At 68.8% G+C, this 20,945-nt stretch carries 19 protein-coding genes and 1 pseudogene; 6 read left to right on the forward strand and 14 right to left on the reverse strand.

All coding sequences use genetic code 11. The features are described from left to right. Positions 1 to 68 precede the first annotated feature (68 nt). Positions 69 to 299, forward strand: a complete 231-nt coding sequence (locus tag DT074_RS08365; RefSeq protein ID WP_162914728.1) for a hypothetical protein — start codon at positions 69 to 71, stop codon at positions 297 to 299. Between the two features lie 19 nt (positions 300 to 318). On the opposite strand, the gene DT074_RS08370 is transcribed toward DT074_RS08365, so the two are convergent. Then, on the reverse strand, positions 319 to 699 hold the full coding sequence (locus tag DT074_RS08370; protein WP_119419379.1) for a response regulator transcription factor: 381 nt from the start codon (positions 697 to 699) through the stop codon (positions 319 to 321). Between the two features lie 98 nt (positions 700 to 797). Beyond that, positions 798 to 3,662 carry a PAS domain S-box protein gene (locus DT074_RS08375; protein WP_162914729.1) on the reverse strand — a complete coding sequence of 955 codons (2,865 nt, stop codon included), beginning with the start codon at positions 3,660 to 3,662 and terminating at the stop codon, positions 798 to 800. A gap of 382 nt (positions 3,663 to 4,044) precedes the next feature. Here DT074_RS08375 and DT074_RS08380 point away from each other — a divergent pair, with 382 nt between their 5' ends. From DT074_RS08380 to DT074_RS08390, 3 genes are read left to right on the forward strand one after another with little or no spacing between them, the layout of a single operon-like run. Next, on the forward strand, positions 4,045 to 4,359 hold the full coding sequence (locus tag DT074_RS08380; protein ID WP_119419381.1) for an ArsR/SmtB family transcription factor: 315 nt from the start codon (positions 4,045 to 4,047) through the stop codon (positions 4,357 to 4,359). Next, positions 4,356 to 4,805, forward strand: a complete 450-nt coding sequence (locus DT074_RS08385; RefSeq protein ID WP_119419382.1) for an SRPBCC family protein — start codon at positions 4,356 to 4,358, stop codon at positions 4,803 to 4,805. Before DT074_RS08380 ends, DT074_RS08385 begins: the two co-directional genes overlap by 4 nt. Further along, positions 4,802 to 5,395: an ATP-dependent Clp protease proteolytic subunit gene (locus DT074_RS08390; RefSeq protein WP_119419383.1), complete on the forward strand. Its 594-nt coding sequence runs from the start codon at positions 4,802 to 4,804 to the stop codon at positions 5,393 to 5,395. Before DT074_RS08385 ends, DT074_RS08390 begins: the two co-directional genes overlap by 4 nt. Here the strand turns inward: DT074_RS08390 and DT074_RS08395 are convergent. The 6 genes from DT074_RS08395 to DT074_RS08420 are packed head-to-tail and all read right to left on the reverse strand — an operon-like array spanning position 5,392 to position 9,738. Further along, positions 5,392 to 6,945: an MFS transporter gene (locus tag DT074_RS08395; protein ID WP_119419384.1), complete on the reverse strand. Its 1,554-nt coding sequence runs from the start codon at positions 6,943 to 6,945 to the stop codon at positions 5,392 to 5,394. The genes DT074_RS08390 and DT074_RS08395 overlap by 4 nt on opposite strands. 55 nt (positions 6,946 to 7,000) lie before the next feature. Further along, positions 7,001 to 7,462: an SRPBCC domain-containing protein gene (locus tag DT074_RS08400; RefSeq protein WP_119419385.1), complete on the reverse strand. Its 462-nt coding sequence runs from the start codon at positions 7,460 to 7,462 to the stop codon at positions 7,001 to 7,003. 9 nt (positions 7,463 to 7,471) lie between these two features. After that, the gene (locus DT074_RS08405; protein WP_119419386.1) at positions 7,472 to 8,557 is read right to left on the reverse strand and encodes a sialidase family protein; all 1,086 of its coding nucleotides are present in this window, start codon (positions 8,555 to 8,557) and stop codon (positions 7,472 to 7,474) included. A gap of 14 nt (positions 8,558 to 8,571) precedes the next feature. After that, entirely contained in the window at positions 8,572 to 8,841 is a 270-nt protein-coding gene (locus tag DT074_RS08410; RefSeq protein WP_119419387.1) for a MoaD/ThiS family protein, read from the reverse strand. Positions 8,842 to 8,861: 20 nt separating this feature from the next. Further along, positions 8,862 to 9,344 (reverse strand): SRPBCC family protein, encoded by a 483-nt coding sequence (locus DT074_RS08415; RefSeq protein ID WP_119419388.1) that lies wholly within the window; start codon positions 9,342 to 9,344, stop codon positions 8,862 to 8,864. Beyond that, positions 9,328 to 9,738: an ArsR/SmtB family transcription factor gene (locus DT074_RS08420; protein WP_119419389.1), complete on the reverse strand. Its 411-nt coding sequence runs from the start codon at positions 9,736 to 9,738 to the stop codon at positions 9,328 to 9,330. Before DT074_RS08420 ends, DT074_RS08415 begins: the two co-directional genes overlap by 17 nt. Positions 9,739 to 9,883: 145 nt before the next feature. Here DT074_RS08420 and DT074_RS08425 point away from each other — a divergent pair, with 145 nt between their 5' ends. Further along, the gene (locus DT074_RS08425; RefSeq protein ID WP_119419390.1) at positions 9,884 to 10,369 is read left to right on the forward strand and encodes a phosphate-starvation-inducible PsiE family protein; all 486 of its coding nucleotides are present in this window, start codon (positions 9,884 to 9,886) and stop codon (positions 10,367 to 10,369) included. Between the two features lie 26 nt (positions 10,370 to 10,395). Here DT074_RS08425 and DT074_RS08430 read toward each other — a convergent pair whose 3' ends face one another. The 4 genes and pseudogenes from DT074_RS08430 to DT074_RS08445 form a co-directional block, all read right to left on the reverse strand. Then, positions 10,396 to 12,012 (reverse strand): sensor histidine kinase, encoded by a 1,617-nt coding sequence (locus tag DT074_RS08430; RefSeq protein ID WP_162914730.1) that lies wholly within the window; start codon positions 12,010 to 12,012, stop codon positions 10,396 to 10,398. A gap of 9 nt (positions 12,013 to 12,021) precedes the next feature. Beyond that, the gene (locus DT074_RS08435; protein ID WP_162914731.1) at positions 12,022 to 13,308 is read right to left on the reverse strand and encodes a hypothetical protein; all 1,287 of its coding nucleotides are present in this window, start codon (positions 13,306 to 13,308) and stop codon (positions 12,022 to 12,024) included. A gap of 192 nt (positions 13,309 to 13,500) precedes the next feature. Beyond that, positions 13,501 to 13,684, reverse strand: a pseudogene (locus tag DT074_RS28675) (IS5/IS1182 family transposase); the annotation flags it as partial. Between the two features lie 61 nt (positions 13,685 to 13,745). Beyond that, a complete protein-coding gene (locus DT074_RS08445; protein ID WP_119419393.1) occupies positions 13,746 to 16,376 on the reverse strand; it encodes a CHASE domain-containing protein in 2,631 nt (876 codons plus the stop codon). A gap of 306 nt (positions 16,377 to 16,682) precedes the next feature. Between DT074_RS08445 and DT074_RS28460 the strand changes: the two genes are divergently transcribed. After that, positions 16,683 to 17,516, forward strand: a complete 834-nt coding sequence (locus DT074_RS28460; protein WP_119419394.1) for an MEDS domain-containing protein — start codon at positions 16,683 to 16,685, stop codon at positions 17,514 to 17,516. A 64-nt stretch (positions 17,517 to 17,580) separates the two neighbouring features. Here DT074_RS28460 and DT074_RS08455 read toward each other — a convergent pair whose 3' ends face one another. Beyond that, positions 17,581 to 19,329: an adenylate/guanylate cyclase domain-containing protein gene (locus DT074_RS08455; RefSeq protein WP_368744541.1), complete on the reverse strand. Its 1,749-nt coding sequence runs from the start codon at positions 19,327 to 19,329 to the stop codon at positions 17,581 to 17,583. An 81-nt stretch (positions 19,330 to 19,410) separates the two neighbouring features. After that, positions 19,411 to 20,910 carry an AMP nucleosidase gene (locus DT074_RS08460; protein ID WP_119419395.1) on the reverse strand — a complete coding sequence of 500 codons (1,500 nt, stop codon included), beginning with the start codon at positions 20,908 to 20,910 and terminating at the stop codon, positions 19,411 to 19,413. Positions 20,911 to 20,945 lie beyond the last annotated feature (35 nt).

Below are 20,945 nucleotides of genomic sequence, written 5' to 3' on the forward strand. Positions count from 1 at the left end.
ATCCGCGCGCAACCCCGAGGATGGTCGGGCGGCGATCCGCACGCCCGACAGGTTTGCTGGAGGCCGGCATGGTCAAGGAGACGACGTTCGTTGCCGCGCTCATTCACTCGCTCAAGGTCGAGCCGCTCTGCGATCACCGCGACACCGACGAGCTGACGCCCGAGCAAATCGCCGCGCTGCACGCCTATATGCACGAGAACCTGGCGGCCTATTACCGGCTGCTGATGGTGGTGCCGGAAGAGGTGGCGAACCGCATCCTGAGCAAGCGCCTGATCAAGATCGCCGCGAAGCTGAAATAGCGGCAGCGGCCCCGCCGCGTCAGAACCCGCCGCCGACGAGCAGCGCGCCAATCGCCGCCTGCAGCTCGGCGCGGGAGAACGGCTTCTTCATCGTGGCATCGGCGCCGAGCGCGCCCACCATGTGCAGCAAGGTGCGCGACGACATGCTGCTGGAACCGCCGGAGATGGCGAGGATCGGACAGTTCGGCCGCGCCTTGCGGACCTTGCGCACGACCTCGATGCCGTCCATCTCCGGCATGATGACGTCGGTGACGACAAGATCGTAGTCGCCGGCCTCGATTGCCGCGGAAACATCGCGGCTGGACGGCGGCGCCGCGATTTCGTGGCCATCGAGCTCGAGCAGGCGCACGACGGTCTCCCGCACGTCACCGTCGTCGTCGATGATCAGGATGCGTGCCATGCGTCACCCCCTACGCCGATCGAACGACCGGGCGATCGAAGCCGGCCTGATCGAAGCCGGGCCGATCGAAACCGGGCCGATCGAAACCGGGCCGACCGTCATGCCGGCACCGCTTCGCGATCCAGCACCTCGCGCAGCTTCGCGGCCATCTCCTGCACGCGATAGGGCTTGCTCAGCAGGTGCACGTCGCTGCCGAGCCGTCCGTGCTGCGCGATGGATTCGCGGGTATAGGCGGAACTGAACAGCACGCGGATATCGGGCCGCATCGCCTGCGCCCGCTCGGCCACTTCGCGGCCGGAGATGCCGCCCGGCATCACGACGTCGGTGAACAGAAGATCGAACTTCGTCTCGCCGGCGAGTATCTCCAGCGCCCGCTTGCCGTCCGCCGCCGTGACGACCGAATAGCCGAGGTCGCGAAGCTGGCTCTCGACGAAGTCGCGCAGCAGCCTCTCGTCCTCGACCAGCAGGATCGATTCGCCCCTGGACGGCGCCGGACCGTCCGCCTCGCCGGCCGACTCGGTGCCGCCTTCCGCGCCGATCGCCCGCGGCAGGTAGATCTTGACGCTGGTGCCGTGACCCAGCTCGCTGTAGATCGCGACGTGGCCGCCCGACTGGCGGACGAAGCCATAGACCATGCTGAGGCCGAGCCCGGTCCCCTTGCCGACTTCCTTGGTGGTGAAGAACGGCTCGAACACCCGCTGCAGCGTCTCGGGCGTCATGCCGGTGCCGTTGTCGGACACCGCGATCATCACGAAGTCGCCGGCCTGCGCGTCCTGGTGCAGCGGCGCCGACTTCTCGTCGAAGCTGACATTGCGGGTCTCGATCACCAGCTGGCCGCCGCGCGGCATGGCATCACGCGCGTTGATGGCGAGGTTGAGGATCGCGGTCTCCAGCTGCGGCGCATCGACCATGACCTGCCAGGCATCGGCGGCGAGCGACAGGCGGATCTCGACATTCTCGCCGAGCGTGCGGTGCATCAGGCCGCCCATGCGCTCGATGAACGGCTTGACCGGCGTGCGCTTGGGCTGCAGCGACTGGCGGCGGGCGAAGGCGAGCAGCCGGTTGGTCAGATCGGCCGAGCCCTCCGCCGCGCGCAGGATCATGTCGCAGATCGGCCGCAGCTTGGGATCCATGTTCGGGCGTGCCAGCAGCACCTCGGCATTGCCGATGATCACCGTCAGCATGTTGTTGAAATCGTGCGCGATGCCGCCGGTCAGCTGGCCCACGGCCTCCATCTTCTGCGCCTGGTGCAGCTGGTCCTCGATCGCCTTGCGGTCGGTGATGTCGTCCAGCACGTAGATGATGGCGCGGACGCTGCGGTCGCCGTCGTAGAGCGGCTCACCGGAGAATTTCAGCCGGCGCAGCGTGCCGTCCTTGCGCTTGCGCATGACTTCGATGTCGCGCTGACTCTCGCCGGCGCAGATGCGGGCGAAGTGCTCGTCGAACTCCGCCTGTCCGTCGGCCGGCACCAGCGGATACGGGCGACCGACCGTCTCCTCGGTGGTGTACCCGGACATGGCTTCCGCGGCGCGGTTCCAGACCAGCACCTTGCGGCTGGTGTCGAGCGCCACGATCGCCATGGGCGAGGCGTCGATGATGGCGGCAAACATCTCGCGCGCCTCGCGCAGCTGGTTCTCGGTCCGTTGGCGCGTGGTGATGTCGCTGATCGTGGCGACGACATAGGCGTTGCCGGCCAGGGCGACGGGATTGAGGCTGATCTCGACCGGGAAGACCTCGCCGTTCTTGCGCACGGCCCGGATCTCCCGGCCCTGCGCACCCATTGCCCGCGCGCGCGGCCTCTCGGCGAAGGCCCTGATGTAGCCGCGATGGGCGGCGTGGCGGTCCTGCGGCATCAGGACCTCGATCGGCTTGCCCCGCAGATCGCCGCCACGATAGCCGAACATGCCTTCCAGCCGGGCGTTGACGCGCACGATCGCGCCGGACATGTCGACCAGCACCAGGGCGTCGGCCGCCGCATCCAGGATGCGCCCCGCCTCGCTGAGGCTGGTCTGCAGCTTGAACAGCAGGAGGACGATGGCGGCGATCGCCGCCAGCGCGCCGGCCCCGATCAGCGCGAGCTGCGCATACCAGTCGGCGAGCACCACCTCCTCGGCCATCGAGGCGACGATGAGCAGCGGGTAGCCCGGCACCGCGCGCGCGGCGAAATGGCGCGCTGTGCCGGTGATCGTGCTGGTGAACTCTACCGCCTCGCCCGGCGGGACGGCGAGCAGGCGGCGCAGATGGGCGGGATCGGCCCGCCTGCCGATATAGGTCGCGGCATCCGGATAGCGCGACAGGATGGTGCCGTCGGCGCGCAGCAGACCGATGGCCGATCCGTCGCCATCGGTCAGGCCGCGGTACAGGGTGGTGAAGTATTCCGGGTCGAGCGCCACGTTCAGAACGCCGGCGAAGGAGCCGTCGGGCGCCTTCCATCGGCGCCCGAAAATGACCAGCCATTCGCCCGTCGTCCGGCTCTGGACGATGTCGAAGACACGCAGGCCGGCATCGTTTGATTCCCGATGCGCGGTGAAATGGTAGCGGTCGCCGAACCAGACATCCGCGGCCGGATGGCTGAGGCTGGATGCCAGCAGCTTGCCGTCCGGCCCGATCACGACCGCATATTTGATCTGCGGAATGCCGGCGATGCGGTCGCGCAGGAACACGTGCGTCGCGTGCTCGCCCGCCTCTGCGACGTCGCGCGCCGTGGCGACGCGGCGCTCGACGGCATCGAGCACGAGGTCGGCCGTCTGCACGGCGCGCGCGGTCTGCTCCCCGAGCAAGGTGGCGATGGCATTCAGATGCCGGTCGGTGCGATCGACCGCGAGCAGGCGCAGATGGATCAGCACGGCGACGGCCGTGGCGAGGATGATCAGCCCGGCGCCGCCGCCCATCACCAGAATCCGAAGATTGGCCGGCAGGCGGACCGCCGGCTGTCGCTCGATACTGCGGAATGGCAGTGGCATGGCCGACCCGTCGAACACCCCGCCGCCGGCCACCATCCGGTTGCAGGCCGAGGCTATTTTCTCTCGGCGGAGCGTAGAATTACAATGTTAAAATGATCTTGATGGGAAAATCGCGATCCGTTAATCAAGATCAAACACGGCGCGCTTCCAGACAACCGGATTCAAACGATTGCGCCCGCCGATCCGGCCCGACGGCGCCGAAGTCGTGGGGAGCGGATGACCAGGCTTTGACTGCGCCGCCATTGCAGGAAGCCGGCCGCAGCCACGGCTGCCGGGCCGGTAAATCGGCCCCGACCTTGCTCCTTCCATTCTCATGACGGGGTTACGGGTCGCGATGGACAAGGGCATTGACTGACATATAAGCGCTCTCTTATATATCAGCATGGTCGAGACAAGCGTGTTCCGGGCTCTGGCCGATCCGACCCGGCGGGCGATTTTCGAGCGGCTGACCGAGCGCGAGATGAGCGTCGGCCAGCTGAAGGCCGGGTTCGACGTGACGCAGCCGGCGATTTCGCAGCATCTCGCCGCGCTGAAGGACGCGCATCTCGTCAAGGAACGCCGCGCGGGCCGGTTCGCTTACTACCGGGTGGATCCGCAGGGTCTCGCGCCGATGCTGGCCTGGCTCGAGCGCTACCGGGCCTTCTGGCCGCCGCGGATCGACCGGCTGAAGGACGTGCTGAGGGAGATGGATCGATGAGCGCCAGCGACTTGCCCGGCACCCGCATCGTCGTGGAATGCGAGCTGGATGCCGCCCCCGAGAAGGTCTGGCGGGCGCTGACCGAGCCGGAACTGCTGGCCCGCTGGCTCGCCCCGAACGATTTCAGCGCCGAACCGGGCGCGCGCTTCCGCTTCCGCGGGCTGGAGGGCGCGACGATCGACTGCGAGGTGCTGGAGGCCGAGCCGCCGCGCAAGCTCAGCTATCGCTGGCGGCACCGCGAGGATGACGGCATCGACAGCATCGTCAGCTTCGAGCTGACCGAGGCGGTGGCCGGCCGCACCCATCTGCGTCTGGTGCATGCGGGCTTCCCGCTCGATCTCGCCACGCCGCTGACTCGGATGGCGCAGGCCGGCGGCCGCGTGGTTTCGCTGGCGCTCGCGCTGGCCTGCCGCGACGTTCAGCTGCCGCGCCGGAGGGCCGCATGAGCAACCTGATCCCCATGGTGGTCGAGCAGACGTTCCGCGGCGAGCGCTCGTTCGACATCTATTCGCGCCTGCTGCGCGAGCGCATCGTCTTCATCAACGGTCCGATCGACGACGGCGTGGCATCGGTGGTCTGCGCCCAGCTGCTGTTCCTCGAATCGGAGCATGCCGGCAAGGACATCTCGCTCTACGTCAATTCGCCGGGCGGCGTGGTGACGTCGGGCTTCGCCATCTACGACACGATGCAGTACATCCGCAGCCCGGTGGCGACGCTCTGCATGGGTACCGCCTATTCGCTCGGCTCGTTCATCCTGATGGCCGGCGCCGCCGGCAAGCGCGCCGCGCTGCCGCATGCCTCGATCATGATCCACCAGCCCTCCGGCGGCTTCCAGGGGCAAGCCACCGATATCGAGCTGCACGCCAAGGAGATGCTGCGCACCAAGCAGCGTCTGGTCGGGCTCTATGCCAAGCATTGCGGCCGCGATCTGGTCGAGGTGGAGCAGGCACTGGAGCGCGACCGCTTCATGACGCCGGAGGAAGCGAAGGCCTGGGGCCTGATCGACCGGATCTACGCGAAGCCAGAGGCGGCCTAGGGGCCGGCCGGCGCCGGGCGGGGATTGCGCAGCAGCAGCATCACCAGCAGCGCCGCCGCCAGCACCACCGCGGCGCTGATCATCACGGCGGATTGCAGCGCGGCGACGAAGGCTTCGCGCGCGAGGGTCAGCAGGCCGGCGCCGAGATGGCCGGGCAGCCCGGCCGCGATCGTGTAGGCACCCCCGAGCGTGTCGCGCGCGGTCGCGAGCGCCGCCGGCGGCAGGCCCTCGCCCGCCGCCTCGGCCATTTGGGCGCGGTAGATTGCGGCGGCGATGCTGCCGAGCACGGCGATGCCGAGCGCGCCGCCGAGCTCCGCCGCGGTCTCCGACATTGCCGAGGCGGCGCCGGCGCGCTCCGGCGGCGCCGCGCCGACGACGAGATCGGTGGTGAGGGTGACGACCGGCGCGAGGCCGAGGGCGAAGACGACGGTGCCGCCGACCAGCACCACGAGATCGCCTTGCGGCCCGAGCGCGGCCAGAACCGCGAAGCCCGCGGCGGCGAAGCAGAGCCCGCCGACCAGCACGGTCGCGACGCGGAAGCGGCGGAGGATCATCGGCGCGAACATCGACCCGACGACGAAGCCGAGCGAGGACGGCACCGTCCACAGGCCCGCGACCAGCGGCGTCAGGCCGAGCACCAGCTGCAGGTACTGCGCGACGAGCAGAAAGCAGCCGAAAGCGACGAACAGCGCGAGCAGGTTGGTGACCAGCGCCGCGCCGAAGGCGGGCGTGCGGAACAGGCGGAGATCGATCAAGGGATCGGCCAGGCGGCGCTGGCGCCGCGCGAAGATGGCGGCCAGCGCGATGCCGGCGGCGGTGGCGAGCAGGGCCTCGCCGGTGAAGCCGTGCACGGCGACCTGCTTCACGCCCCAGATCACGGCGAGCACGGCCGCGAGCGACAGCGCGGCGCTGGCGAGATCCATGCGGCCGGCCTGCGGGTCGCGGTATTCCGGCAGCAGGAGCGGCGCGACGGCGAGCAGCAGCAGCATGATCGGCACCGCGACCAGGAACACCGAGCCCCACCAGAAATGCGCCAGCAGCACGCCGCCGACCAGCGGGCCGATGGCGCCGCCGACCGAATAGCTGGTGATCCAGACGCCGATGGCGAAGGTGCGCTCGCCCGGATCGTGGAACATGTTGCGGATCAGCGAGAGAGTCGACGGCGCCAGGGTCGCGCCGGCGACACCGAGGATGGCGCGGGCGGCGATCAGCATGGCCGGCGTGGTGGCGAAGGCGGCCAGCACCGAGGCGACGCCGAAGGCCGCCGCCCCGATCATCAGGAGCTTGCGGCGGCCAATACGGTCGCCGAGCGTCCCCATGGTGATCAGCAGGCCGGCGATCAGGAAGCCGTAGATGTCGACGATCCACAGCAGCTCGGCGCTGGTGGGCTTCAGGTCGGCGCTGAGATGCGGCACCGCCAGGTTCAGCACCGTGAGATCCATGGAATAGAGCAGGCAGGGCAGCGCGATGACGCCGAGCCCGATCCATTCGCGCCGTCCGGCCAGAACAGACGCCGGGACGGCGCCGGCCGCTTCATCGATGACCGTCATGTGACCTCGGATAATCCACTCGCCGCTCTGCTACGGCGGCTTGATGACAGCTTGCCTATCGCGACAGCTCGACCTCGGCGAGATAGGCGGCCAGGCGGTCGAGCGTGTCGCCCCAGCCGCCCTGATGCGCCGCGCGGGCATCGAGCGCCTGGAACGGCGCCTGGTGCAGGTCGAGCCGCGTCTTGCCGCCCTGCTCGGTCAGGGTGATGGTGGCGACGGTGTCGAGCTTCGGCTTGCCATGCGCGGCCTCCCATTTGAAGGTGAAGACGAGCCGCTCGGGCGCGCGGATCTCGCGGTATTCGCCGCCCATCCAGAAATCGAAGCCGGCATCCGCGTGCAGGCAAACCTTCCAGGCCCCGCCGACGCGGAAATCCATCTCGACCGATTTCACGGCGAAGCCCTGCGGGCCCCACCAGCGCGCCAGATGCGCGGGCTCGCTCCACAGCCTGAAGACGAGCGCGCGCGGCGCGTCGAAGACGCGCGTCAGGCTCAGCGCGCTCTGCTTCTCGGCATCCATCCGGCGACCTCAATATTCGGCGAAGCGCACCACGGCGACCGGCGGCAGCCGCATCTCCGGTGCCATCCAAGTATCGCCGCCATCCTCGGAAATCCAGAGGCCGCCCGACGTCGTGCCGAAGGCGAGCCGCTCGCCGGAGGCGTCGACCGACAGCGCGTGGCGGAGCGTCAGGTCGTAGGCGTGCTTCTGCGGCAGGCCCTTGGTGAGCACATCGAAGCTCTTGCCGCCGTCGCGGGTGCGCGCCACCACCACCTTGCCGTCGACGGGATAGCGCTTCTCGTCCTTGGTCGCCGGCACGAACCACGCCGTCTGCGGGTCATTCGGATGCGCGGCGACGACGAAGCCGAACTTGGCCGGGCGGATCGCCTTGACCTCGCTCCAGGTGGCGCCGGCATCCTCGGAGCGGAACACGCCGTTGTGGTGCTGGCACCAGATCACGTTCGGCTGCGCGGCGCAGCGCGACAGGCAGTGCACGTCCTGGCTGATCGGATCGCCCGCCAGCTCCGGCGGCATGTACTCGGCATACATGCCCTGGTTGATCAGCGACCAGGTCCGGCCGGTATCGCCGCTGGCCCAGACGCCGCCGGTGGAGACGCCGAGGCGGAGATCGGCCGGGTTCTTCGGATCGACCAGCACCACGCTGATGCCGGGCTGGTCGCCGCCGGCGCCGCCCCACTTCGCGCGCTCCGGCGAACGCCACAGGCTTTCGATCAGGGTCCAGCTTGCCCCGCGATCGTCGGAGCGGAACAGGCCGCCCGGAATGGTGCCGGCCCAGAGCCGGCCCGGCACGCCGCCGGGCTCCAGCCCCCAGATCTTCACCAGGCTCCAGGGATGCGGATCGTCCTTCGCCTCGGCCGGCTTCTCGGGGAAGCTCGGCGCCGGCAGCTCGGCCCAGTCGCCGCCCTTGTCCCGGCGCCACAGCTTGGCGCCGAAATGCCCGAGATCGAGGGCGGCGTAGGCCGCGCCGTCGGCGTCGACCAGCACGGCCGAGATCGGGTCGCCGAGGAAACGCGTCTCTGCCACGTCCCAGCCCTTCCTGGTCCGTACCAGTTCGAACAGGCCCTTGCGCGTTCCGACGTGCAGCCGATCGGCCATGTTTCCTCCGTTCGCTAGCCGCCGGACAGGGCCTGCAGGACGAAGATCTCGTCCCGGGGCTCGACCGGATCGGTGAGCCGCTGCCGATCGGCGAGCGGCTGGTCGTTGATGTAGATCGAGACATGCCGGCGCACCGCGCCCTGGTCGTCCAGCACATAGCCGCGGAGCGCCGGCGCGCGGGCGAAGACCTGGGCCAGCGCCTCGCTCACCGTGGCGCCTTCGACTTCCACCATCGGCGCGGCGAGGAAGCGCTCCAGCGCGCGGGTGAACGAGACCTTCGGCATGGCGGATCAGGCGGCCTGCATCAATCCCGCATTTGCCCCGATGCCAGATAGGCGGCGAGGCGCTCCATCGTGCTGGTCCAGCCCTTGCCGTGCAGCTCCCGCGCGGTCTCGGATTCGAGGTTGGTGTGATGCATCGTCAGGCGGGTCTTGCTGCCCTCCTCCGCGAAGGTCACCTCGACCAGCATGGGATGCTTCGGTTGCCCCGCCTCATCCTCCCAGGCGAAGGTGAAGACGAGCCGCGACGGTGGTGCGACTTCCTTGTAGATGCCGCTCTTCACGTGCCGCGTCCCTTCGGGCGAGCGCATGCCCATGCGCCAGGCGCCGCCGACGCGGACATCCATCTGGCAGGCCTCCAGCGTGAAGCCCTGCGGGCCCCACCACATCGCGGCATGCAGCGGGTCGGTCCAGCATTTGAAGACCAGCGGCCGTGGCGCGTCGAACAGGCGGGTGAGGACGAGCTCGTGCGCCGTCGTCTCGGGGAGAAGCTCAGTGCTTGCGGCCATTTTCCTTCCTCTTGCCTTTCGCGCGCCCCCTACCCCCTGTTCTCCCCTGCCCCTTCGGCGGCGCCTGCAGCTCGCGCAGGTAGTGGTCCAGCCGGTCCAGGCTCTGCTCCCAGAACCGGCGGTAGCGCTCGACCCAGTCGGCCACGTCCTTCAGCCGCGCCGCTTCCAGGCGGCAGGGCCGCCACTGCGCCTCGCGCCCGCGCGCGATCAGCCCGGCGCGTTCCAGCACCTTGAGATGCTTGGAGATCGCCGGCAGGCTCATATCGAAGGGCTCGGCCAGGTCGGTGACCGTGGTCTCGCCCTGCGACAGGCGGGCCAGGATGGCGCGCCGGGTCGGATCGGCCAGCGCCTGAAACGTGGCCGAAAGCTGATCGCTGGTGACGGGTGCAGGCATTTGTTGTTGTAACCGCCCTGGTAGATAACTTCTCGGTTAAATAATAGACGCGGAGAGCGGGCTGTCAAGCCGCGCCGCGCGCGACCGGTCGCATGTCGTGACCGCGGACGCTATTGTCGAGCGGAAGCCGTGCCGGGAGGCTGCCATGACGGTGAGGGGCGAGATCGCAGCGGCGCGGGACCGATGGCGGCTCCTGACCTTCTACGGAAAATTCGAGCAGGCCGTGGTGGTGATCCTCACCACGCTGATCGCGCTGGTGATCGCCTCGGCGGTGTGGAACCTGGCGCTGAAGATCTTCTACGTCGTGTTCCTTGCGGAGGCGTTCGATCCTACCGACCACGCGGTGTTCCAGGCCGTGTTCGGCATGATCTTCACCGTCATCATCGCGCTGGAGTTCAAACGCTCGCTGGTCGTGGTGGCGGAGCGGCGCGAGAGCATCGTGCAAGTCAGGACCGTCGTGCTCCTCGCCATGCTCGCCATCCTGCGCAAGCTGATCATCCTCGATCTCACGGCCACGGATGCCGGCAAGCTGCTCGGCCTGAGCGCCGCCATGCTGGCGCTGGGTGCGGTCTACTGGCTGGTCCGCGAGCAAGACCAGCGCTTCGCCGCCGGCGAGGACAAGCCCGACTGACGGACAACCGGGCGCCGGCGCTGCCGTCAGGTAGCATTCTTGCCCGATGCCAGCTCGCGCTGCCTGGGCAGGCGCAGCGTCACGGTGGTCCCTCGTCCGGGCTCGCTGTCGATCTCCAGCGTGCCGCCATGCAGCTCGATCAGACGGCGTGCCAACGGCAATCCGAGGCCGGCGCCTTGATGGCACCGCGATTGCACCGGCTCCTCGACGTGGAAAGGCGAGGTGACATACGGCAGATGCGCGGGGTCGATGCCGATCCCGGAATCGGCGACGCGGATGACGAGGCCCGTCGCTTCCGCCATCGCCGATACGGAGATCTTGCCGCCTTCCGGCGTGAACTCGATCGCATTGCGGACGAGGTTCGACAGGGCCTGGCGCAACCGCAGGCCATCCGCCCGAATCGTCGGCAATCCCTCGGCCACGTCCTGCTGCAGCAGAAGCCCCGCGGAGGAGGCCGCCAAGTCCCAGCGCCCCACGAGGATATCGATGACGCCGCCGATATCCACGGTCGCTTCGTTGAGCTGCAGCTGACCGCGATCGAGATGCGAGAGGTCGAGGATGTCGTCGATGATGCCGAGCAAACGCGTGCCGGCAACGTGGATATTGCCAGCGTACTGGCGGTAGCGCTCTTCCAGCGGCCCCGCGATCGCGTCCCGGATCAGCTCCGCAAAGCCGAGGATCGCGTTGAGCGGCGTGCGTAGCTCGTGGCTCATATTGCCGAGGAACTGCGACTTCGCCCGGTCCGCCGCTTCGGCCGCCTCCTTGGCGTAGCGCAGCGCAAGCTCGGCCTGCTTCCGCTCGGTGATGTCGGTCAGAGTACCGGCAACGCCGACGATGCTGCCCGCTTGGTCACGCATGGCACGGGCAACCATGCCGAACCACTTCATCTGGCCATTGCGGCTCAATGCCTGGAACTCTTCCTCCATTGCCTCGGCTTCGCCGGCGATCAGGCGGCGGAAGCTCGACCGGAGCCTGGGATGGTCGGCATCGCGCACATAGCCGATGGCAGCCCGACCTAGGCTCGCCGCCACTTCCCATCCGGTGACCCGGGTCCACGCGGCGTTGAGGAAGGTCCATCGGCCGTCGCGATCCATCTTGAAGATCACCTCGCCGATCCCCTCGACGACTTGCCGATAGCGCGCCTCGCTCTCGCGGAGCGCCAGATCCTTGCGACGAAGCTCCGAAACATCGAGCATCGCGCCGATCATCCGGACCGCGCGGCCGGATTTGTCTCGGACGACATAGCCGCGATCGAGCACATCGGCATAGCCGCCGTCGGCACGACGGAAGCGGTACTCACATGACCAGGACGCGGATTCGGCCACCACATGGACAAGTCCGGCTTCGACTCGCCCCCGATCCTCCGGGTGGACGCGTTCGAGCCACCAGGACAATGTCCCGCCTGCCGCTCCCGGGGGATAGCCGAAGGTCGGTTCCAGGGCCTCGCTCCATTCGAGACGGTCGGGGGCGACCTCCCAATCCCACAGCACGGCGCTCACGGCGCGCGCCACCAAGCGGTCGCGCTCGATATGGCGGCGCAATTGTTGCCCAAGGTCGCGGCATCTGAAGCCGAACAGCCACCAGGTACCGAGCACGGCAATGGCGGAAAAGGCGGCCCAGTCCGCCGGTTCGAACTGTGGCATCGTCATGGCTCAGACGGGATTCCAGAAATGGGCGCTCTTCGGCACCAGCAGCGAGGGCGCGATCGCGGCGCCTCCCATGTAGTCGAGCTGCGCACCGATCGCCGCCTCGCAGGTGCCGAGCGTGTCGACGTCATGTGCGAAGATCTTGATTCTCATTGCCCGGGCGGCGGCGGCGAAGCGCTGCAGGCGATTGCCGATATCGGGGCCATTCAGCGCCTTGGCGCTTACTGTGACGCCGTAGACGCTGATTGCTGCCGCCTCATGCAGGCGGCTGACGACGGGCGGCACCTCGATCAGCAAGCCATGCGCGTGGGGCTTGAGCGCGAGGCCGATCTCGATCAGTCGCGAGGTCGGCGTCGCGGCCGTGACCCCGTGCAGCTCGAACAGCACATAGGGCCGATAGGCTTCGGGGATCGTCCGGCACAAGCCGAGATAGGCTTCGCGGCCGGCGCGATCGGCAAGCGCGTTCAGGTTGACCGGAATGATGAGTTGGGCCGTGCCACCGGAACTGATCAGCCTGTGCAAGGTTTCGATGGCGCGGCCGATCAGCAGGCAATCGAGATCGCAGATCAGCGAGCGCGCCTCGTCCAGCCCGGACAAGGCGCCGAAGCGCCGCAGGGTTTGGCGACCCGTCTCCGGGTCGAGGAGACAGCGATAGATCGCGACGATGCGCTTGTCGGGTTTCCAGACGGGGTTGTAGTGAACGGTCGCGCTGGCCAGCAACTCGCGGCGCCAGGTGCGCGCCGCCTCGTCGGCTTCCTGCCGGATCTTGCGCAGGCTGGCGGCGATGCTGTCGGCCAGGGACCCGCCGCTCGCCACCACCGGCGCCCAATCGAGCTCGGCCACCGTATGGTCGACGCGCAGCGGTATGTCCGGTGCCTGCTTCACCAGTTCGGTGCGGATCTCGTTGACGATGGCGCGGGTCTGCCGGTCCGCTTCGGCCGGACTGGAATGGGCGAAGCAGAGGATGAAGGTTTCGTCGTCCTGGCGCTGGAAGATGTCCTGCGCGGAAAGGTGGCTCCGGATCGCGCTTTCGGCCACCGCGTAAGCGATGCTGGACACGGCCGGCCAGCGCGGACCGAGCGAGCGGCGAATGTCCTGCATCCCAATCAGCTGGACGCTGGCCGCCAGAACCTTGCTCGAGCCATCCTTCGCCACCCGGGCGATCTGGCGCGTGCGGCCTTCGAACGACGCGGCGGCCGTCGCCTGCGCCGCCGGCGGGCTGTGCTTCGCGGGCGGCGGACTGGAAAGGCCCAGGAAGAATCGACCCAGTGAACGCAACGCAGAGCGGACCATTTCAGTCGTTCCCTGTTGAAAATCATCCCGCTGAAGGAGGCCTTCAGGGAATGCGAGAGAGGCGCGGTGGGATAGCCTCCGTCATGGTCCGTAGATCTTGGGGGGCCGACGCCGTCAGGAAACCTTGTAAGACTACGGGGAAACGCCGATACCCGTATTAGTACGAGGGCACCCGACTTGCTCTTGTCGAGCTGGGGCCTTGGGGTCGGCATCGTGCAGGTCGTGCGCCCGTCCCGCCGTGCGCAGGAAGCGGATCGGGTTGCCGAGGGCGTCGACCAGGGCGTGGATCTTGCTGCTCAACCCGCCTGTGCCGCGGCCGATCGCCTGGTCTTCGCCGGCTTTTTTTGTGCGCCGCGTTGTGCTGATGCGCCCGCACGGGCGGACCGGATGATGCGGGCCGTCGGCGCCTGGGCGACCGGCTCGGACTGAGGCGCGGACTAGGGCCGGTCGAGCGCGTTGCGGACGCGCTCGGCCAGTTCGTGCTTGCGATATGGCTTGTGCAGGACGTCCGGCTTCTCCGCCGCCGTCTCGTCCTCGCGGCGAATGCCGCGATAGCCGGTGGTGAACAGGACGCGAAGGCCGGGCCGCATGCCGCGCGCCGCCTCGGCCAGCTCGCGGCCGGTCATGCCGAGCGGCATGACGGAATCGGTGAACAGCAGGTCGACCGGCTCGCCGCTCTTCAGGATCTCGATCGCGGCCGGCCCATGTTCCGCCGGCAGGACGCGATAGCCGAGATCGGTGAGCTGCGACATGGCCATGGCCCGCACATCGGCATTGTCCTCGACCAGCAGGATCGATTCGCGCCCGCGCGGAATTGCCGTCGCGAGGGCGCGCGGCTGGGCCGGCACGGCATCCGATAGCGTTTGGGCCCGGGGCAGGTAGATCTGCACCGTGGTGCCGAGGCCGGGCTCGCTGTAGATCTTGAGATGGCCGCCCGACTGCTTGACGAAGCCGTACACCATGCTGAGGCCGAGGCCGGTGCCGCTACCGGGCTCCTTGGTGGTGAAAAAGGGCTCGATGGCGCGCGCCACCACCTCGGGCGACATGCCGGTGCCGCTGTCGGTGACCGACAGCATCACATAGGCGCCCGGGCGCACGTCGCGCTCGATCGAGGCATAGCCCTCGTCGATCTCGGCATTGGCGGTGGCGATGATCAGGTCGCCGCCCGACGGCATGGCATCGCGGGCATTGATGGCGAGATTGACCACGGCGTCATCCACCTGCGAGGGGTCGACCCGGGTCGCCCAGAGGCCATCGCCCGGCGTGAAGGACAGCGTGACCGCCTCGCCCAGCATGCGCTGAAGCATGGTGACGACGCCGGGCAGGCGCTGGTTCAGGTCGATCAGTTGCGGTTGCAGCGACTGCTTGCGCGCGAAAGCGAGCAGCCGATGCGTCAGGTCGGCGCCGCGCAGGCCGGCGGTGAGGATGCCCTCGGCGAGCTCGCGCAGCCTGCTGTTCGTGCCCGAGGATGAGATCAGCATCTCGGCACTGCCGATGATGGCGGTGAGCAGGTTGTTGAAGTCGTGCGCGACGCCGCCGGTGAGCTGGCCGATGGCGTCGAGCTTCTGGGCCTGGCGCAGCTGCTGTTCGGCGGCAAGCTTGTCGGTCAGGTCGCGAATGAGGGCGTTGAAGACAAGGCCCTGGCCGCGCGTGAGCGCGGTGATGGTGAGCTCGACCGTGAACTCGTCGCCGTCGCGGCGCAGCGCCCGCATCTCGATATGCTGTCCGAGGATGTGGGCCTCGCCGGTCGCGGCATAGCGCGCGAGACCGGCGCGATGCCGCTCGCGGAGGTCGGGCGGGATGACCAGTTCGGCCAGCGGCTGGCCTAGCACTTCGGCGCGCGACCAGCCGAACAGGCGCTCGGCCTGCGGATTCCACTCGATGATCCGACCGGTCTGGTCGATCTGCACGAAGGCATCCAGCGCCGCGTCGATGATGCGGCGGGCCATCTGCTCGCTCTGCTGCAGCTCGGCCTCGACCTGGCGCCGCTGCGCGGTGCCGGTTGCCAGTTGCTCCGCCGCGACCTGCGCGCGCAGGCGGTTGCGCGCGATGGCGCCGACCGCGGACCCGGCCAGCAGGCTGATGATGGCGCCGCCGCCGAGGATCAGCCAGGGCCGGCGCCGCGTGTCGGGCGAGACGAAGGACGTGGCGGCGGCGAAGTGGAGCGTCCAGGCGTGCTGGCCGATCGATTGCGAAACCTGCTCCACCAACTCGGCGGTGTCGCCGCTGCGCCGGAGCGCGGACATGGCGCGGTTGCGGTAGAGCAGGTTCTCTTCGGCGGGCTCGGACCCGTCGAAGATCTCGATCGCGAGGTCGAAGCGCTGCCGCGCCAGGGCGGCGGTCATCAGGTCATGCGCGCGGAACGGCGAGTACACGAACCCGACCAGGGCGGCGCGCCGCGCCTCCACCGAACCGGTCGGGGCCCCCTGGGCGTAGACGGGAAGGTAGATCAGGAAGCCGGGCTGAACTTCCTGGTCGGTCTCCTGGACCAGCGTCACCTTGGCCGAGAGCGCCGCCTGGCCGCTGTCGCGCGCCAGCTCCATCGCCCGGCGGCGCACCGGCTCGGTCATCATGTCGTAGCCGAAGGCACGCTGGTTGCGCCAGTCGAACGGCTCCAGGTAGACGATCGAGGTGTATTCCGCGCGCGGGGTCGAGGGCCGGATGTCGTATTCGGGGAAGCCTTCGGCGCGCACCGCGGCGACATGCGCGTCCTTCTCCGCGACGCGGATCCGGCGCGCGAACCCGATGCCCAGCACGCCGCGAAGCTGCTCGGTCGCCTTCACCGTGTCGACAAAGGCATGCCATTGCGCGCGGCTGGCATCGGGCGCGGCGGCGAGCAGTCCGACGCCGCCCCGCAGCACGTTCTCGTTGTTCTCGATCCGGTCGGTGACGGCGATCGCGGCTTCGGTGACGGCGAGGCGGAACTGGGCCTTTGCCTCCGCCTCGACGGCATGCTGGCTCACCCGCCAGGCCACCGCGGTGAGGCCGAGGCAGATGGCGAGAACCAGCGCCGCCGAGGCCGCGCCCGGACCAAGGCGCGACCGCCAATTGGAGAGAACCCTCGGCATCAAGATAGCCTCCACTAAGGTCCGCAAACCTGGGGGGCGGGCGCCGTCGGGAAACCTTGTAAGACTACGAGGAAGCGCCGATACTCGTATTCATTCGAGGTCACCCGGCTTGCTCTTGTCGAGCTAGGGCCTTGGGGTCGGAACACGCGTCCAGACATGTTGGTATTCGCCGCCGCGGAAGCGGCAGATTTCTGACACCGGAGGGGCAAGGTGTCCCCAACCAACACGACCGCGGTTCGCGACGGCGGAACCACCGGGCGCCGGCCGGGCAGGCCCAGGCGCGGCGCTTCCGCAGAGGATCAGCCCTTGCGGCAGAGCGGCATCCGCGTGGTGGGCGAGATGCCGTGGGGAACCCATATCTGCGTCTTCTACGAGACCAAGGACGACCTGCTCGATACGGCGGCGGCGTATTTCAAGGCCGGGCTGGCGAGCAACGAATTCTGCGTCTGGGCGATTTCGGAGCCGGCTACCGAGGTTGATGCCAAGGCCGCGTTGCGCCGTGCCGTCCCCGACCTCGAGGCGCAGCTCGCGGCCGGACGGATCGAGATCATCTCGGGCACCGACTGGTATTTGCGCGGCAGCCAGTTCGATCTGCAACGGATCACCGGCGGCTGGAGCCAGAAGCTGAGTGCTGCGCTGGCCAAAGGCTTCGACGGCATGCGGGTGAGCGGCAACGCGTTCTGGATCGAGTCCAATCATTGGCAGGCATTCTGCGAGTACGAGCGCGAGCTCGACCGCTCGCTTGCGGGACAGCGGATGGTGGTGCTCTGCACCTACTCGCTGCAGGCGAGCCGGGCGGTCGACCTGCTGGATGTCGCGCGTGCGCATCAGTGCTGCACCGCCCGACGCAACGGTGATTGGGAGTTCCTGGCGACGCCGGAGTTGCGGCAGGCCAGACAGGAGATCAAACGGCTGCACGGCGCTCTCGGCGTATTGTCCAAGCCGTTCCCGGGCCATGCGCTACTGACGGAGCGCGAGCGCGTCGCCCTGGCGCAGATCGTGCGCGGCGCCACCAGCAAGGAGGCGGCGCGCATGCTCGGCATCAGCCCGCGCACCGTCGAGTTTCACAGGGCCAACGTGATGCGCAAGCTGGGCAGCAGGAACACCGCCGACCTGGTGCGCCGGGCGCTCGACGGCTGAGGCGAGCTATCGGCCGTCGAAAAATGCCGCCGGCATCGCGGCGTTCTTGCCGGCCCGCAGCCGCCTATTCCGGCACGCCGGCCTTGAGCAGGCCCTCGACGAACACGTCGCAATGGGCGAAGGCGCGCAGGTTGTAGCGGACGATGCCGGCATGGAGCGGCGGGCCGACCTGGTTGCGCCGGGCGATGAACTCGGCCGCCTCGTCCGCGAGGCCGAGATGCCCGCAACAGCTGATCAGCACGTTGTAGTGGCCGGCGAATTCGGCGCCTGCGGCGACCGAGGCGCGCAGATGCGGCAGCGCCTCGGCGAAGCGCCGCATGCCGAGCAGCGCGAGGCCATGCGTCGTCGTGTAGAGGCCGGCGAAGGAATCCATCGGGCTCATGCGCATCGCCTTCGCCGTCTCGGCCACCGCCGCCTCGAAGCGGCCGGCGCGGAGCAGCGTCCAGCCATAGGTCGTATGCCCGAGGGCGAAGCTGGGATTGAGCTGCAGCGCGGCTTCCATCTCCGCGAGGGCGCGCTGGTGCTGGCCGGCGGTGCTGAGATTGAGGCCGACCATCATATGGGCCCAGGGCTCGTTCTGGTCGAGCCGCAAGGCCGCTTCGGCATGCCGGGCGCTTTCGGCGAAGCCGGCCGGCCGGTCCTCCGCATAGTGATAGAGCGTGGCCCACCAGATCGCCCAGCTCAAGGTCGCGTGCGCCCGGGCATAATCGGGATCGGCCTCGATGGCGCGCCGGAGCAGGCGCTGCGCCTTCTCGTTCTCCTTGCGGCCGAACCGGTTGATCAGGTCGATGGCGCGCACCACGCGGCCCCAGGCGCCGATGCTTTCCGGCGGCCGCGTCGCCGCGCGGAAGCCCTCGCGCGCGTAAATCTGCGGCTCGATCGCGGCGACGATGCATTCGACGATCTCGTCCTGCACCGCGAAGATGTCGTTGAGGTCGCGGTCGTATTTCTCGGCCCAGACGTGCTTGCCCTCGGCATCGATCAGCTGAGCCGTGATGCGGATGCGCTGGCCGGCGGTGCGCACGCTGCCTTCCAGGATGTACCCGACGCCGAGCTCGCGGGCGACCTTGCCCGTATCGACCGCCTTCTGCTTGTAGACCGAGGCGGAGTTGGGCGCGATGACGAACAGCCAGCGCAGGCGCGAGAGCGCGGTGGTCAGATCCTCGGTCACGCCGTCGGCGACGAAGGCGTAGTTCGGATGGTCGCTGAGATTGGCGAAGGGCAGCACCACGATGGCGGGCTGGTCGGGCAGCGCCGGGGCCGGCGGGGCTTCGGCCGGGGAGCCGTCGAGCGCGACGTGATAGACGCGCACCGGCCAGGCGATGTTCTTCAGCCGCACCTCGCCCGCATCGTCGAAGCCGATATCGAGCTTGCCGCGCGCATCCTCCTGCACGCGGGCGGCGACGCAGATGCCGCCGGGCTGCGCCAGCGCCTGCAGCCTGGCCGCGATGTTCACGCCCTCGCCGAGGATGTCGTCCTGCTCGATGATGACGTCGCCGACATTGAGGCCGATGCGGAACTCGATCCGCCGCTCCGCCGGCAGGTCGGCATTGCGTCCCGCCATGCCGCGCTGGATCTCCACCGCGCAGCGGAGCGCATCCACCACGCTGGCGAACTCGGCGAGCAGGCCGTCGCCGATATTCTTCACGATGCGGCCGTGATGCGCGGCGATCGCCGGGTCGACCAGCGCGCGCCGGTGCTCGGTCAGGCGGCGATGCGTGCCTTCCTCGTCGACGCCCATGAGCCGGCTGTAGCCGGCCACATCGGCCGCCAGAATGGCGGAGAGCCGTCGTTCCAGGCGCTCTTCGGTCAAGGATGGTTCCTCAGTCGACGGGACCATATTAGACGCCGGCAGGGACGGCTGTAGGCGAAACTGGCGTCGGCGTGACCGCCGCTACTGGAACGCCACCTCGGCGAAGCTGCGCAGCTTGCGGGAATGCAGGCGCTCGCGGTCGTGGGCGCGCAGCTTCTCCACCGCCTTGAGGCCGATCTCGAGGTGCTGGCCGACGCGCTGGCGGTAGAACTCGCCGGCCATGCCGGCGAGCTTGATCTCGCCGTGCAGCGGCTTGTCGGAGACGCAGAGCAAGGTGCCGTAGGGCACGCGGAAGCGGAAGCCGTTGGCGGCGATGGTCGCGCTCTCCATGTCGAGCGCGATGGCGCGCGACTGCGACAGGCGGCGGAACACGTCGCCCTCGCCGGCCAGCTCCCAGTTGCGGTTGTCGACGCTGACCACGGTGCCGGTGCGCATGACGCGCTTCAGCTCGTAGCCCGCAAGACCCGTCACCTCCGCCACCGATTGCTCCAGCGCCACCTGCATCTCGGCCAGCGCCGGGATCGGCACCCAGAGCGGCAGCTCGGCGTCCAGCACATGGTCCTCGCGAACATAGCCATGCGCCAGCACGTAGTCGCCGAGCCGCTGCGCGGCGCCGAGCCCGGCGCAATGGCCGAGCATCATCCAGGCATGCGGGCGGAGCACCGCGACATGGTCGGTCATGTTGCGCGCATTGGACGGGCCGGTGCCGATATTGATCATGGTGATGCCGCCATGGTCGCCGCCGACGAGATGGAAGGCCGGCATCGGCGGCTGGCGCAGCGGGGCGGTGCCGACCGGCCCGAGCGGGCCGAGCCGGGCGTTCTGCGTCACCACCTCGTTCGGCTCGACGAAGGCTTCGTAATCCGGATCGCCGGCCGCCATGCGCTCGCGCGCCATGCGGGCGAAGGCGTCGACATAGAACTGGTAGTTGGTGAAGACGATGAAATTCTGGAACCGCTCCGGCCGCGTGCCGGTGTAATGCGCCAGCCGATGCAGCGAGTAGTCGGTGCGGGCGGCACGAAACAGCGCGAGCGGCGCCGGCTCGCCCGGGGCTGAGCGGTGCGTGCCGTTGGCGATGGCATCGTCCATCGCCGCGAGGTCCGGCACGTCGAACAGGTCGCGCAGCGGCCGGTCGGACGGCCAGTCCTGGCCGAGCTGCTCGGTCTCCAGGTTGATGTCGCGCTTGTAGGCGAAATGCACCGGGATCGGCTCCCGCGATTCGCCGATCTCCACCGGCACGCCGTGGTTCTGGATCAGGAGGCCGATCTGCTCCAGCAGGTAGCGGCGGTAGAGATCGGGCCGCGTCACCGTGGTGGCATGCAGGCCCGGGCCGGAGACGAAGCCGTACGAAAGCCGGGAATCGAGCGGCGCGTGGGTCGCGGTGGCGATGCGGATCTCCGGATAGAAGGCGCGCACCCGGGCGGCGAGCGGCGCGCCGCGGCGCCAGGCCTCGAAATGGGTGCGGAGGAAGGCGGTGTTGCGCTCGTAGAGCTCGGCGATGCGGTCGACCGCCGCCGCGGCGTCGCGGAAGCTTTCGGACGCGACCGGCGGCGGGGTCTGGGCGTCGGGGCCTGCGGGCATCGCTCCAGCTTTCACCCGCGGCCGGGATAGTCAAG

The sequence above is a fragment of the Desertibaculum subflavum genome (assembly GCA_003576705.1).
Taxonomy (GTDB): Bacteria; Pseudomonadota; Alphaproteobacteria; order Ferrovibrionales; family Ferrovibrionaceae; genus Desertibaculum; species Desertibaculum subflavum.